The sequence below is a fragment of the Glutamicibacter sp. genome, from assembly GCF_035257265.1.
GTDB lineage: Bacteria > Actinomycetota > Actinomycetes > Actinomycetales > Micrococcaceae > Glutamicibacter.
The window spans coordinates 1-14,262 of the sequence record NZ_DATEXC010000034.1; the positions used below are offsets into that span (position 1 = coordinate 1).

Genomic DNA, 14,262 nt, shown 5'->3' on the forward strand with positions numbered 1-14,262 from the left:
TGGACGCACCAACGCGTGATACACCGACGCATTCGCCTGGGCACCAGAATGCGGCTGCACGTTAGCGAACTTCGCCCCGAACAAGTCCTTCAGACGCTCAATAGCCAACGTCTCAATCACGTCGACTTCCTCACAGCCACCGTAGTAACGGCGGCCCGGGTAGCCTTCAGCGTACTTGTTAGTCAGTACCGAACCCTGAGCCTGCATTACTGCCTGCGCCGTGTGGTTCTCCGAAGCGATCATTTCCAAACCACGCTGCTGACGAGCCAACTCGGCATCGATACGCTGCGCAATCTCAGGATCCAAGGTCCCAAGGTCCTCGGTCAGCGATGTCGCTGCAAGAGAGGTAGCTAGAGTCATGACTCATTCCTAAATGTATGAATTGCCGACAACTGATATATCAATCTGCTTCTCACTGTATGATGGAAGTCACAGCCCGGTCAATGAGTTAGTCGAAATTACTTTGACAGGTAATATTCGGACAGAATAAAGCAAAGGCAGCGGACAGGTAATGACCACGACAGCACAGCTCGTTAGCAGTAGTGAATCTCTGGCAGAACGCGCATACCTCGTCCTTCGAGATCGTCTGATCATGATGGACATCACCCCTGGAGAACCCATCAACGAGGGGCAACTAGTTGATGAACTTGGCATCGGACGCACGCCACTTCGCGAGGCGCTCAAGCGTCTAGAGGTAGATCACCTAGTGCAGTCCTACCCACGACGAGGCACCTTTGCGACCCGAGTGGACATCACCGAATTAGCTGCCATCACCGAAGTCCGCAAGGCGTTAGAACCGCTCGCTGCGCAGAAAGCCGCAAATCTTCGCGGCGGAATCGTTCGCGACGAAATGCAAACAACAGTTGATGCCGTGGGATCACTGGGTTCACACACCGCGCGCCGACAACTCATGGAAAACGATCTGGAAGTCCACCGGCTCATCTATCGCGCGGCCGGCAACCACCATCTAGAAGAAACACTGATCCGTCTGGATAATCTGGCTACGCGAATCTGGTGCATGGCACTTGATCGCTTGCCGACAGTAGAAGAACATATTTCTGAACACGCGAGCCTGCTTCAGGTAATCCTGGACGGGGATCCGCACGCTGCCAAAGAGTTAGCACTAGAGCACATCGTGCATTTTGAAGAGTCGGTGCGCGCGGTTCTCTAAAGAACGAATCCTTAATTCCCCTAAGCGACCCACCCCTATGAGGTGGGTCTCTTGCTATTTATGACCATCCGTCTCATTGCACACAACGAGACGCGCTTACCCCGACTCCGAAGCCACGCCGACCAAGTGGACCTTAGCCTTTATTACCCAAGAGCTTGACTGTGACCGATGCCACTGCCATGATTCATTGCAACAGCGTTGCATTTAACGCAACCATCACTCCGGAACTAGACCACACAAGCCTCGCTGGCACTACCTGTGTTCCACGGGCCTAGGAGATCTCAATGCATTCAGTATTCATCGACGAAATTGATGCCCAAACGTACGCCGAGCACGTGGCCCGAGCCGGATCGACGATTATCATCCCTGCGGGAGCCACGGAACAACACGGTCCCCATATGCCACTAGGCGTCGACGCGATGCTTTCGCGGTCTATCGCCCGCGCAGTCGCCGAGAAGACCGGCGCACTTGTAGCACCGGCACTGAGCTACGGATACAAATCTCAGCCGCGTTCCGGTGGTGGAAACCATCGCATTGGAACCACTAGTCTGGGCGGAAATTCGCTTAGCCAAATGGTTGATGATGTAGTCGCTTCGTTCATCACCCAGGGCTTCGAGAACGTTGTCATCCTTAACGGCCACTTCGAAAACTACCAATTCATCTACGAGGGCCTAGACAATGCAGTCGCTCGAAGCAGGGCCTCCGGTTCTTCAGCTCGCGCAGTTCTTCTTTCCTACTGGGACTTCGTGGATGAACACACCCTTTCCAAGGTCTTCCCCGACGGGTTCCTCGGATGGGATATAGAGCACGGCGGAATTCTCGAGACTTCGCTCATGCTGTTACTGCATCCAACATTGGTCAATATGGACCGAGTCATCGACCATCCACCAGCACAAATAACCACCTACGATGTCTTTCCCGAAGATCCCTCGCGTACCCCACCCAGTGGCTGCCTCTCATCTGCTAAGGGTGCCACCGCCGAACGTGGTGAATTGCTTTTCACGACGGTCACCAGGCAGGTGGCCGATGCACTTAAGAGCGAATTATTGCTTGGCAATATCACCTTGGAGGTGAACTAACATGTCATTGGACAAAGCAACTCCCCAAGGCGCCGATAACGTCAAGTCCCGGGAGGAACCGGTTGAGCTTCCACGTTTCATGGGACGGCATATTCCTCCGATAGATCGTTTACTGATACGGGTTATTCCGCCGGTACTCATCGTTGCCGTCATGATCTGGGTACTCGGTAACCCAGAGGCTGCATCCACCGCAATATCGAAGATGCGCACTTTTGTGACCGGCAAATTTACCTGGCTCTTTGTCCTCTACTCGGTATTTACAGTAGGCGTGTGCGTCTGGTTATCCATGAGTCGAGTAGGCAAGATCCGCCTTGGCGGACCCAAAGCAAAACCCCAGCACAGCAAATTCGCCTGGTATTCAATGCTCTTCGCCTGCGGTCAGGGCATTGGGCTGATCTTCTGGTCGGTAGCCGAACCAATCATGTTGCGCGATGAAAACCCGGTAATCCCGGCGGGAGCCAACGGTGGTGGAGAAGAAGGTGCCATCGTATGGACCTACTTCCACTGGGGCCTGACCGCTTGGGCGATGTACTGTGCGGTGGCCGTATGTTTGGCGTACTCACACCACAACCTGGGTAAAACCCTGACTTTCCGCGAGGCCACGGTTGATATCCTTCCGCGGTGGTCCCGCCGCGGGGCCGGTGTTGTGGTCGAGCTTCTGGCGATTATCGCCACGGTACTTGGCTTGGCAACATCCTTCGGCTTTGCGGCCATGCAATTCTCTTCGGGCATCTCTTCCTTTACCGGGGTGGGAGCAAGCCCAATGATGTGGTTCATGGTGATCTTGATCTTCGCCGGCATCACCTCAATCTCAGCCATCGTTGGAATCAATAAAGGCATGGCGAGAATTAGCGGGCTGAACTCAATTTTGAGTATTGTTTTGCTCGCTGCAGTGTTGATCTTCGGGCCGTCGCTGTACATTATCTCGAATATGTCGCAGACCTTTGGAAGCTTCTTCACGAACTTTGCAAGCATGAGTTTGTGGACCGATTCGGGTCTGGCAGCGACCACCATAGATAGTTGGCAAGATAGCTGGAATGGCTGGTGGACGGTATTTATCTGGTGCTGGGTTATCGCTTTCTCACCTTTCGTCGCCGGCTTCATCGCCCGAATTTCGCGAGGCCGCACTATTCGCGAATTCGTCTTGGGCGTCACGATCATCCCTTCGTTGATCGTCATGGTCTGGGTAGCCATCATCGGCTCGGCAGCCATCTACTACGACGACCAATCCAACCGCTCAATAAGTGATGCGGTAGCCGCGGACACGTCCTCCGGATTATTTGTCATGCTCGATTCGGTGCCGGTGATCGGCACTATCTTGCTAGTGATCGCCACGATCCTGGTTGCCACCTACTACGTCACTTCGCTGGACTCCGGCATTTATGCGCTCAGCGAGTTCGTCTCAGCACCAGGTAAATCCGGTCCAGTCTTCCGCGTAGTCCTGGTACTTTCCGTGGCGACGGTGACCACCGTGTTGCTGACCATGGGAGGAACTGCGGTAGTCGATACCGTGCAAACCGGTACGATCATCGGCGCGTTCCCGTTCTCCTTCGTGATCATCTTGATGATCATCAACTTGATTCGGCGGCTGCTTAAACGCGACAAGGCGATCAGGCAGCTAGAGAAGGACATTAACAATCCAGATCCATCTCTGGTCTTTGTGCCGGATCCCGATGGCGAGGGCGCAATCCGCAGGACGGATCAGCATCCCGATGCACAGTCCTAGCACTTCGACACCCAAATAGCTGAAGGCCGTGGCGCTTGAAAATCGAGCTCCACGGCCTTTGCCGGCTTAGTTCGCTTCGAACTCGCAACAATATTTCACTAAATCAATATCACCGCTTGACAGTGAGCTGAGACACACATAATCTATTTGCAACGGCGTTGCAGTCAGCGCAACACGTACATTCTTCTCCGGCGATTCCCATGAATCCTCGCAATCCTTCTGATTGGGCCGGCTTCCCTTGACACTTCATTTACTCCAAGGAGCCAACACCATGACCGCTTCAAACATCGCCACTAACGTTTCCGAACTGGCACGCCTGAAGACCCTGCACAACGGCGTGAAGCAGCAGCTCACCTTCTCGGATGCAGAGTTCGAGCGACGCTTGGCCGGCTTGCGTCAGATCATGGCAGCAAAGTCCCTGGACGCTGTCATCCTGACCAGCTACCACGGCATCAAGTACTACTCGGATTTCCTGTACACCACCTTCGGCCGTAACTACGCACTGGTGGTCACCCAGTCCAACACCACCACCGTCACCGCGAACATCGATGCAGGCATGCCCTGGCGCACCAGCTACGGCGAGAACATCGTGTACACCGACTGGAAGCGTGACAACTTCTTCTACGGACTGCAGGAAGCCCTGAAGCGCGACGGAGTGAAGGCCTCGCGCATCGGCGTGGAAGATGATTTCCTGCCAGGGCTGACCCGTCAGCAGATCCAGGCAACCTTTGACGGTGCCACCTTGGTTGATGTCTCGCAGGACGCTATGCGCCAGCGCATGATCAAGTCGGCCGAGGAAATTGAGGTCATCAAGCACGGTGCGCGCATCGGTGACCTCGGCGGTGAAGCCATCAAGGCTGCGATCCGCGAAGGTATCTCCGAATATGAGGTCGCACTGATCGGCACCGAAGCCATGGTGCACGAGATCGCCAAGACCTTCCCGCACCGCGAAGTACGCGATACCTGGGTCTGGTTCCAGTCAGGCATCAACACCGATGGCGCGCACAACTGGGCCACCACCCGCAAGCTTGAGCGCGGCGACATCCTCTCACTGAACTGCTTCCCAATGACCAGCGGCTACTACACCGCTTTGGAGCGTACCTTGTTCCTCGGTGAACCAGATGCCCGCAGCCTGGAGCTGTGGAACGTCAACGTTGAGGTTCACAAGCGTGGCCTTGAACTGATCAAGCCAGGTGCGGTCTGCAAGGACATCGCAGCAGAGCTGAACGAAATCTTCATCTCACACAACCTGCTGCCAAACCGTACTTTCGGCTACGGTCACTCCTTCGGTGTACTTTCGCACTACTACGGCCGCGAAGCCGGACTGGAACTGCGCGAAGACATCGACACCGTGCTGGAGCCAGGCATGGTCGTTTCCATGGAACCAATGATCACCGTCGCAGACGGCGAGCCAGGTGCCGGCGGTTACCGTGAGCACGACATCTTGGTCATCGGTGAAGACGGTGGAGTTGAGAACATCACCATGTTCGGTTTCGGACCGGAAAACAACATCATCGACGCTTAACCGCGTGCGGTAGCCGTGGGGTGGGTCTGAAGTGGTTGACCCACCCCACGTGCATTCTTTTAGTAGTCTCGCAGCAAGCACGGGCGCTGCCCCAAAGTCCTTACACCCCAGACGTTTGGACACTCCGTATTCCTTCAGCGGCAACGTAGCCAAAAGCCCGAGCCGCTTCCCATACCGAGGCGATTTCTGATGACCCAGCCCAATGAATTGACATCATCGACAACACCGGCGGCCCTGAATAAAAGCGCATCAGCAGCCGACACCATAGATCCTCAAATCCGGCGCAAGGTCGTCGCGGCCAGCTTCATCGGAAACTTTGTGGAATGGTTCGACTACGCGGCCTACGGGTATCTGGCAGTAACCATTGCAGCAGTGTTCTTCCCCGAGTCGGCCCCTCAAACAGCGCTGCTACTGACTTTTGGTTTGTTCGCTATTTCCTTCTTAGTCCGCCCATTGGGTGGATTCGTCTGGGGCCACATCGGTGACCGAATTGGACGACGCGAAGCACTAAGCTGGTCAATCCTGCTGATGTCTGGCGCGACCTTCGCAATCGCACTGTTGCCTGGATATCTCACCATAGGTGTTGCGGCTCCCCTGCTCTTGCTTGCGTTGCGACTAATCCAAGGATTCTCTGCCTCTGGTGAATATGCCGGAGCTTCCGCTTTCCTCGTAGAATATGCTCCAGCCAACCGCCGCGGACTATACGCAGCAGTGGTACCCGCGAGCACGGCGGCAGGGTTGCTCCTAGGATCGCTCATGGCTGCCTTGCTTACCGGACTTTTGGATCCGGAACAAATGCAGAGCTGGGGTTGGCGTATCCCATTCTTGCTGGCAGCACCTATGGGTCTGATTGGCCGTTACATACGAACCAAGCTAGAAGATTCGCCGGTATTCCTAGAACTTACTGAGGATGAGAGCGTCTCAAAGACCCCAGTTTCTTCGCTTTTCCGTAACCATTGGAAACAGCTTCTCCTAGCAGCTGGCGCCGTTCTTCTCAACGCGGTTGGGTTCTACGTCATTCTCAGCTACATGCCCACCTACCTTTCCCAAGAGCTGGGTCTGGCTAGCTCACTGGCATATCTCGCCACGACAGTAGCGTTGGCAACATATATCGGATTCATCTTTATCACCGGGATGTTGTCTGACCGTTTTGGTAGACGTCGTGTACTCATGACTGCATCGGTTCTTTTCATTCTGTTTACGGTTCCGGCCTTTATGTTGCTCGAAACGGGAAACTTCGCAATGATCCTGCTCGTGCAAGTTCTACTGGGAGCGATGCTGACGCTCAATGACGGAACCTTGCCAAGCTTCCTCGCAGAGATGTTCCCAACCCGTGTCCGTTACTCGGGATTCGCAGTCTCTTTCAATCTATCCAATGCATTGTTTGGTGGCACCGCTCCATTTGTCGCAACTTTGCTCATCGCTACGTCCGGTAGTGTGCTCGCGCCGGGCTGGTATTTGATGGGCGCAGCCGTCGTGTCGCTCGTTGCGGTTGCGCTCTCCGTCGAAACCAGCAAGAAGCCACTGACATAGAAATTCTTGCGACTAGGATAAACATGAACGCCACCAGTCAGTAAAGAGGGAAATAATGACTGCATCACAAGACACCGAAGACGACACGCCACGCGTGGAACAAGAGCGAACCGCCGATAGTCGAGGCGCTTCGGTCATCGTTAATGTCATCGATGTGTTGCGATGCTTCACCGTCGAGCGGCAACTAGTAGGTGTCACCGAAATCGCGACTGAAGTGGGATTACACAAATCCAGTGTGTCGCGGATTCTTGCCACCTTGGTGCAAGAACGGGTGGTGGAGCGTGATGAGCCGACACGCAAGTTCCGACTTGGGCTCGGCCTGATCGCTATTGCCGGACCGCTTCTAGCCAATCTGAATGTGCGACAGGCGGCTTACCCACCGCTGAAATATTTGGCCGAGAAAACCCAAGAGACCGCGGTACTCAACATTTGGGACGGTAACGAATCCGTGTCGGTGGAACAGATCCCTTCTCCCCGCCCGGTCAAACACACCTCTGCGATGGGAAGTCGGTATGACACCGGGTTAAGCGCCACAGTCCAATTATTCTTAGCCTACGAATCCCCCGAGCGCACGCGCGAGCTAATCGCGTCCGGAAATATTCAACTGCCCGAGCAACTCGGAGCTGGGCAATTCCTCGAACGGATCAGTGTGGCTCGTAATCAGGGCTACGCGGTGAACTACGGCGAAACTTCTACCGAAGAGGTAGGCGTCGCTGCTCCGGTCTTTGATCATCGCGGAGATCTGGTGGCCTGTGTGCTTATCGCCGCTCCGTTCTATCGAATTACTCCTAAGATTCTTGAGGATCTCATCGAGTCGTGTGTTAGAACCGCACAGAAAATTTCCTTGCGCATGGGCTACGCACATCAACCTGCCTAGCGCCTGCCAAACCAGGAGAACAGAAATGCTTGAGAAACGTGATGCACACGGTTTCACATACCGCTTACATGAGGGTAGCCAGATGGTGATGCACCACCATTTTGGTGGACAGACCGGGATGCCAGTTGCAATTCAAACGTGGGTCATCCCGCCCGGTGGTTTTGAAGGTTCGCACCACCACGGCGAAGATGCACAGTTGGTCGAGTTTTATCAGGTTCTGGAAGGTACTGGGCGGATGCACGTTGGCGCGCAGACCTATGAGCTAGGTCCGGGAGATTCGGTGCTCGCTGGCCCCCAAGACGTACATGAGCTGACAAATACCGGCAGCACAGACCTGCGGGTCCTGGTGGTGTGGGGCCCGCCGGGCGAAACCGACTTATCGCCCTACGGGTCCCACCAGATTTCCCAGCAACTGCGTGCCGAACTACCCGAATAATTACTGGGCAGGAATTCGCCTGTGCAATTCGTTCACGATGGCCTCATGCAGGCTCTTGAGCTCCTCGTTACTAAGCGTTGAGGGATCTAATAGGTCCCTTGATTGCTCACCTTCTTGTTCAGATCCCGAGTTCTGGCCGGCGTCGGAGGAGCAACGAAGCTTCTCACCTGCGGCGGTCAGTAAGCATGAAGATCCGTCGGCGTTCAGCTGGACACGATAATTTACGTTCTGCTTCTGACCGATACTCGCATGCCACACGCCTTCGCCACCCGGAACGATCTCCATAACGCTCATACCGGTGGCCCAATCGCTGAGCGATGAATAGTCGGCTTTGATCTTGTCTGCGGTCGCCGCATTTGATTGCCGGGGAGTTTTCAGCGTGTGCAGTGTGACGTTCGCGTTGCTTCCGGCGCTGACTTGTGAGCTGTCCAGGACCGCCACCTGATCGATGGTGCGTGAAGAAGCACGAGAGGTAAAGGGCGAGAAGAAACCGAAGTGCTGCTCCCCATAGCTCAGGCTGAAGTTTGAGTGACTACCCAAATTTGTGTCATCTTCATCCTTGGGCTCATCGGTAATACCTGTGGACTTCAGAATTTTGGTGGTCCACCAATTTCCGTTCAGCGTCTCCAATGACTTGTTCACGCGCCGCGACTGCGAAATTGAGATGGCAGGACCAGGTAGTTCCCCGGTAGCCACATCCTTCTTGTATTCCAAGGCATTAGTTTTTCCGTCATAGATCACCACTCCTGCAGGGACATCATAAGGAGCTAACCAATTGGTGAGCTTGGTGACCGGAACGACGATTTGCGGGCTTCCCTCTTCGCAGTATGCCCAGACATCGTCTTTTTTGGCGATGAGCCCGCTGTCGATCGAAGCAATCGCCCGCGTCAGGCTATTGCCGAAGAAACCGTCTATCCGTTTATTGGCTTCGGGATTAAAATCGCAGCGTTCGCCCTTAGCCTGCCCGGTGAGTGCCAGCTTCTGCACGATGGCAGTCTCATATCCGGGGCGGAAAATCCCGCGGCGTTCGACAAGTGTCGAGTAGCTGTTGTCCCCTGCCAGATAGGTGGTTCCGCTAATATCGCCTACGGTGCCGGAGCTATTGGACGAAGCTTGGCGTTCAGCAACTAGATAAGGTGCACGCAGTCCAGTCTGCGGAAGCAGCTCTTCTTCGGGCGAAACTTCTTTCACCGAATCGCGTAAGGCGACCTGCGAAGACCAATTCGCGGCGAACGCTACCGGAATGGCCAGCAGCGCAATGACCACCCCCAGCTTCAGAAGCCACTTTTTCGTCCCAAGGCCAATCAGGATTAGCAAAATGCCGACCGCGCCTAGGCCTAGTTTCAGTCCACCGCCGAAGATGATCCCGGTAAACAGCCTCGCCCTGGTCAGCGGGTCCAATAGTGGTAGGGCCAAGATGGCCAGGACAATAATGCCGAAGAGCAGCGACAGTGCGCGTTTCACTGTAAATATTCCTTACGACTGGACAAAAGAAGTTTCTCAGCAATAATTCCACAAGTCACACCGCAATCGGTAATGCGCTAACTCATTAATAAAGATAATTCCGCCCGCAACTAAACGTTGCGGGCGGCTGCATTTAGAGCTCGGCCAAGTCCACGGACTGATCGGTGAGCCGCTCTTGATCAATGCTCTGACCAAGCAACCCACGCAGGGTGTCGTTCACATCCCAAATATTCACGTTCATCGCCGCAGTAATTTTGCTTTCGCTCAACCAGAAAACAATGAACTCCCCTGTCTCGGTGTCCCCGCGAACCACGCTGATATCCTCGGGTGCTGAATAGCCAACGTATTCCATGCCCAGATCAAATTGATCGGTGAAGAAATACGGTGCCCAATCATAATTTTGGTCTCGCCCCAGAAGGGTTGCGGCGGCAAGTTTGCCCTGCCGGATCGCGTTATCCAAGTGTTCTACCCGAAGCTGGCGACGCAGGGAGGTATTGAATGCTTCGGCAATATCCCCGATGGCTAAGATCTTTGGATCAGAACTGCGCAATGAAGCATCAACTACTACCCCACGCTCCGTTTTAAGTCCTGCTTCTTGGGCTAGCTCGATATTCGGTACTGCTCCAATGGCCAGCAGCACCACATCGGCGCGACTGGTTCCGGCGCTACTGACCACTTCCAGATGGCCATCGGTTTCTTGGATCGCATCAACCCGAGTAGAAGTGCGCACATCTACCCCGTTGCGTTGATGCAATTCGAGCAGGTGATGTCCGAACCGGTCGCCAAAAACCTTGGCCAGTGGAACCTCGTCTGGGGAATATACGGTGACTCGGGCGCCACGCGAACGTGCGCTGGCGGCTACTTCCATACCAATCCAACCCGAACCGATTACCGCTAGTTGGGTATCTTCGCTCAAGGTTTCGCGTAGTGCCTGGGCTTGTTCCACGGTGCGCAGCAGGTGGACACCTGGCAGATCATGGCCTTTTAAAGGCTTTTTTCCACCAAGATTTGGCCGGGCTCCGGTGGCCAAAACCAGTTGGTCATAGTCGACGGTGCTTCCATCGCTCAGGCTTACCTGCTGGTTCTCGCGGTCAATTTTTTCGGCACGTACCCCGAGGTGTAATTGCACGTTGTGCTCTTGGTACCACTGCGCCGGTTTGACGGTAAAGTCCTCGAGCTTGTCGTTGCCTTGCAAGTACCCCTTAGACAGCGGCGGTCTTTCATAAGGAAGTTCTTGTTCCTGGCCGATCAGCGTAATCGTTCCCGTGTGTCCTTGCTCGCGCAGTTCATTCACGGTCGTAGCGGCGGCAAGGCCCCCGCCAACGATGACAATTGAATCTTGTCCCATCGAACACCCCTTTAGTTTCTGCCGCTATCGATAGCACCGACGGCGGCAGTGATTAATGACTGCTACTTCGATCCTCACACGCGGTCAGGCCACTGGCAATATCCCTCGTCATCTTCGCGTGTTTGCTCTGCGCTCAGAAGAACTTGTCAGTAGCGTAAAAAATGGTCTGCAAAACCGTGGTGGCAGAGACCCAATGGCCGGTACAGTGCTAAGTACCCACAGCTTCGGCAACGGTTTTTTGCGGTAGTTCCTCGGAGCTGGAAGATGACCCGATCTCGAAGGAGTCGACCATGTTCACCCCAGAGGTTCCTTTTCTCCGTTCTGGTGCCACCGCTATCCCCGGCCGTTACGTGCTGGTCTTTGATTCGCCCGAGCACCTCGATTCACCGTCTATGGGAATCCGTACGTTGACCGAAGACGTGCCGCAGATCCTTGAATCCCAAGGTTATGGTGTCACCGAATACTTCCCGCGTCTTGGTATCGCAGTGGTGAGCAGCGAAAATGATCAGCTTAATGAATTTCAGGCGCGTTGCGCCAGTGTGCGGATGCCAGCGCGGGTGGTTCCGGAGATGGTTTACTATGCGTTGACTGAACAGCCTGCAGCACCGTTGCCAACGACTTATGAAGACACCGACAAGTTCACTTGGGGCTTGCAGGCAGTACGCGCGGCGGATTCCAAATACACCGGCGCCGGGATCAAGGTTGCCGTGTTGGATACCGGCTTCGATTTGGCTCACCCAGATTTTGTCGAACGCACGGTGGTCTCTAAGTCTTTTGTTGACGGCGAGGATGCTCAGGATGGGCATGGCCACGGTACCCACTGCATCGGTACTTCTTGCGGCCCGCGGACCGTGGCAGAGGGACGCGGTTATGGTGTGGCCTCCGGTGCAGACATCTACGCGGGCAAGGTGCTCGGGTCCAATGGGTCCGGTTCCGACGCGACCATCTTGGCAGGAATCGATTGGGCTCTGGAAAACGAATGCCAGGTCATTTCCATGTCTCTTGGCGCCGATGTGCAGCAAGTTCACCCTCCCTATGTGACCGCCGGACGCCGCGCATTGGAACTTGGTTCACTGATTATCGCGGCAGCTGGAAATAATGCCCAACGCTCCCAGGGCAATCCGGGATTTGTCGGCGCCCCGGCAAACAGTCCGTATATTATGGCTGTCGGCGCCTTGGACAACACCCTGAACATCGCCGATTTCTCGGCTCGCACCCTCCCCGGACGTGGCGGCCAGGTCGACACTGCCGGTCCTGGCGTGAACATCTACTCATCGTGGCCGGGAGCCGAACGCTACAACACCATCAGTGGCACTTCGATGGCTACTCCCCATGTGGCCGGCATTGCTGCACTGCTTGCCGAAGCTACCGGGTTCCGCGCCCACGAGCTCTGGGCCGAACTAGTTCAGGAAGGCCGTCGCTTGGAGTTATTCTCCGTGGATGTGGGCTCCGGGCTCACCCAAGCACCGCCACCAGCAGCGGACACAGGAGCCTAGCCATGAATCAGGCCTCACCGGATTCGGTTTCGCATACCTACATCGTGACAGTCACTGCGACCTATACCGCACAGATGGAGCAGGTGGTCAGCTCCCTTGAATCTTCAGGCCTGCGTGTGAATAAAGTACTCAATACCCTGGGCCAGGTGATTGGACACGGTAATGAACAGTTGCGCGGCCAGCTCGAACAAATTGAAGGAGTGCAGTCGGTAGATGAGGATAAAGTTTATCGTCTACCTTCTCCCAAAGATCCCCTGCAGTAGGCGTTGATCTGAGCTTTACCAGCATGACGCGCACAGGTGGTGCGCGTCTCTGTGTTGCGCGTCAGAGCAATACAAGGCCACCTTGCATCAGCTTAAAAGTACTGGACGCGGACCCGGATCGGTGCTGAACTAGGAGCTATGAGACAGTACAACATTGGCTATTTTGTCGGTTCGCTAGCCACGAAATCCATCAACCGTACGTTGTCCAAGGCCCTGATCAAATTGGCCCCGGAAAACCTGAGCTTCACCGAGATCCCGATCAAGGATCTACCGCTGTACAGCTACGACTATGACGAAGATTTCCCTGCCGTAGGCAAAGAACTCAAAAGCGCCATCGAAGCTTCAGACGGGCTGCTGTTCATTTCCCCAGAATACAATCGCTCCATTCCAGGTGCGTTGAAAAATGCCATCGATTGGGCGTCACGTCCATGGGGTACAAATTCGTTCGCCGGTAAGCCCAGCGGACTTGTTGGAGCCTCCATGGGAGCCATCGGCACCGCCGTCATGCAGTCATCAATGCGTAGCGTGCTCAGCTTCCTGGATGCGCCCCAGCTGAACTCCCCCGAGGTTTATCTCGCGTTCAATCAGGAAGATTTCGATGCCGAAGGAAATGTACTCAATCATTCCACGTCCGAATTCCTGAAGCACTACATGGGTGAGTATGCAGGTTTTGTCGCCCGAGTGCTCGATGCCACCGCCGAGGGACATATCGGCGACCACAGCCCGCAACACGGCTGATTTGGGCTCATCTGCCGCTAGACGGTCCCGAACCTGATTAGGTTCGGGACTCAGTCTTGCTCCCTTCGGGTGTGCACAGGATCGCGCAACCGTTGAGAAGTCAGGTGCGAGAGGGCAGACAGCTCTATATATCGAATTTTCAGCGGAACATGGGGCAGCTGATCAATCAGTAATGTGCTGCTCAGACTTTCAGGTCGTGGGGAGATTCATTGCGGTGACTGATAGAAACTGTCCAATAGACCGTCGATCGGTGTATCGGCATCAGCTGGATCCTCGAGAGCGCGTTAGTCCGACAAATTCTCCGCCCACATGCTGGGGTGCTCAACCGGTGAGCAGAACGCGTGCATTGCGAGAAAGGCGGGCCCAGCAAACTTGGAGAACCGGCAGTCGTATTTTAATGCGAAAATCCCGGTATTACTCGTGGAAGTAATACCGGGATTTTAATCTGTGGAGGTAAGGGTGTCTAGCTTCAAAACATATTTGACTCATGAGTTGCGACATCCTTGACACTTGATCATGTCGAGAAACCACGTCATCGTCCACCAAATCCGAGATGCTGGACTCAGCGTCACCGAAGCCGCCAACCGGTACAAAATCTCCCGCCAA

Annotated in this window: 12 protein-coding genes and 1 pseudogene; 10 read left to right on the top strand and 3 right to left on the bottom strand. The window is 55.0% G+C overall.

Features of this window, described 5'->3' with window-relative positions:
- Positions 1-360, bottom strand: a pseudogene (locus tag VJ369_RS08280) (serine hydroxymethyltransferase); the annotation flags it as partial.
- Positions 361-511: 151 nt separating this feature from the next.
- On the opposite strand from VJ369_RS08280, the gene VJ369_RS08285 reads away from it, so the two are divergent.
- The 7 genes from VJ369_RS08285 (at position 512) to VJ369_RS08315 (ending at position 8,347) form a co-directional block, all read left to right on the top strand.
- Positions 512-1,171, top strand: a complete 660-nt coding sequence (locus VJ369_RS08285) for a GntR family transcriptional regulator (RefSeq protein WP_324091609.1) — start codon at positions 512-514, stop codon at positions 1,169-1,171.
- Between the two features lie 284 nt (positions 1,172-1,455).
- Positions 1,456-2,250, top strand: coding sequence for a creatininase (locus VJ369_RS08290; protein ID WP_324091610.1), 795 nt, complete (start codon positions 1,456-1,458; stop codon positions 2,248-2,250).
- A gap of 1 nt (position 2,251) precedes the next feature.
- The gene (locus tag VJ369_RS08295) at positions 2,252-3,976 is read left to right on the top strand and encodes a BCCT family transporter (protein ID WP_324091611.1); all 1,725 of its coding nucleotides are present in this window, start codon (positions 2,252-2,254) and stop codon (positions 3,974-3,976) included.
- A gap of 271 nt (positions 3,977-4,247) precedes the next feature.
- A complete protein-coding gene (locus VJ369_RS08300) occupies positions 4,248-5,501 on the top strand; it encodes an aminopeptidase P family protein (protein ID WP_324091612.1) in 1,254 nt (417 codons plus the stop codon).
- A 189-nt stretch (positions 5,502-5,690) separates the two neighbouring features.
- Positions 5,691-7,034, top strand: a complete 1,344-nt coding sequence (locus VJ369_RS08305) for an MFS transporter (RefSeq protein WP_324091613.1) — start codon at positions 5,691-5,693, stop codon at positions 7,032-7,034.
- Between the two features lie 55 nt (positions 7,035-7,089).
- Complete coding sequence (locus VJ369_RS08310) at positions 7,090-7,911, top strand: IclR family transcriptional regulator (protein ID WP_324091614.1); 822 nt, start codon at positions 7,090-7,092, stop codon at positions 7,909-7,911.
- Between the two features lie 25 nt (positions 7,912-7,936).
- Positions 7,937-8,347 carry a cupin domain-containing protein gene (locus tag VJ369_RS08315; RefSeq protein WP_324091615.1) on the top strand — a complete coding sequence of 137 codons (411 nt, stop codon included), beginning with the start codon at positions 7,937-7,939 and terminating at the stop codon, positions 8,345-8,347.
- On the opposite strand, the gene VJ369_RS08320 is transcribed toward VJ369_RS08315, so the two are convergent.
- Together VJ369_RS08320 and VJ369_RS08325 are read right to left on the bottom strand one after the other, a co-directional pair.
- Entirely contained in the window at positions 8,348-9,811 is a 1,464-nt protein-coding gene (locus VJ369_RS08320; RefSeq protein WP_324091616.1) for a hypothetical protein, read from the bottom strand.
- 133 nt (positions 9,812-9,944) lie between these two features.
- Positions 9,945-11,159: an NAD(P)/FAD-dependent oxidoreductase gene (locus VJ369_RS08325; protein ID WP_324091617.1), complete on the bottom strand. Its 1,215-nt coding sequence runs from the start codon at positions 11,157-11,159 to the stop codon at positions 9,945-9,947.
- A 290-nt stretch (positions 11,160-11,449) separates the two neighbouring features.
- Here VJ369_RS08325 and VJ369_RS08330 point away from each other — a divergent pair, with 290 nt between their 5' ends.
- The 3 genes from VJ369_RS08330 (at position 11,450) to VJ369_RS08340 (ending at position 13,656) form a co-directional block, all read left to right on the top strand.
- Positions 11,450-12,655, top strand: a complete 1,206-nt coding sequence (locus tag VJ369_RS08330) for a S8 family serine peptidase (RefSeq protein ID WP_324091618.1) — start codon at positions 11,450-11,452, stop codon at positions 12,653-12,655.
- Positions 12,656-12,657: 2 nt separating this feature from the next.
- The gene (locus VJ369_RS08335; protein WP_096255811.1) at positions 12,658-12,918 is read left to right on the top strand and encodes a hypothetical protein; all 261 of its coding nucleotides are present in this window, start codon (positions 12,658-12,660) and stop codon (positions 12,916-12,918) included.
- 138 nt (positions 12,919-13,056) lie between these two features.
- Positions 13,057-13,656 (top strand): NADPH-dependent FMN reductase, encoded by a 600-nt coding sequence (locus VJ369_RS08340; RefSeq protein ID WP_324091619.1) that lies wholly within the window; start codon positions 13,057-13,059, stop codon positions 13,654-13,656.
- Positions 13,657-14,262: the final 606 nt, after the last annotated feature.

What these genes read in the sequence shown, in the direction of transcription:
- VJ369_RS08285 (WP_324091609.1), top strand. Translation starts at nt 512, where the DNA reads ATGACCACGACAGCACAGCTCGTTAGCAGTAGTGAATCTCTGGCAGAA.
- VJ369_RS08290 (WP_324091610.1), top strand. Translation starts at nt 1,456, where the DNA reads ATGCATTCAGTATTCATCGACGAAATTGATGCCCAAACGTACGCCGAG.
- VJ369_RS08295 (WP_324091611.1), top strand. Translation starts at nt 2,252, where the DNA reads ATGTCATTGGACAAAGCAACTCCCCAAGGCGCCGATAACGTCAAGTCC.
- VJ369_RS08300 (WP_324091612.1), top strand. Translation starts at nt 4,248, where the DNA reads ATGACCGCTTCAAACATCGCCACTAACGTTTCCGAACTGGCACGCCTG.
- VJ369_RS08305 (WP_324091613.1), top strand. Translation starts at nt 5,691, where the DNA reads ATGACCCAGCCCAATGAATTGACATCATCGACAACACCGGCGGCCCTG.
- VJ369_RS08310 (WP_324091614.1), top strand. Translation starts at nt 7,090, where the DNA reads ATGACTGCATCACAAGACACCGAAGACGACACGCCACGCGTGGAACAA.
- VJ369_RS08315 (WP_324091615.1), top strand. Translation starts at nt 7,937, where the DNA reads ATGCTTGAGAAACGTGATGCACACGGTTTCACATACCGCTTACATGAG.
- VJ369_RS08325 (WP_324091617.1), bottom strand. Translation starts at nt 11,159, where the DNA reads ATGGGACAAGATTCAATTGTCATCGTTGGCGGGGGCCTTGCCGCCGCT.
- VJ369_RS08330 (WP_324091618.1), top strand. Translation starts at nt 11,450, where the DNA reads ATGTTCACCCCAGAGGTTCCTTTTCTCCGTTCTGGTGCCACCGCTATC.
- VJ369_RS08335 (WP_096255811.1), top strand. Translation starts at nt 12,658, where the DNA reads ATGAATCAGGCCTCACCGGATTCGGTTTCGCATACCTACATCGTGACA.
- VJ369_RS08340 (WP_324091619.1), top strand. Translation starts at nt 13,057, where the DNA reads ATGAGACAGTACAACATTGGCTATTTTGTCGGTTCGCTAGCCACGAAA.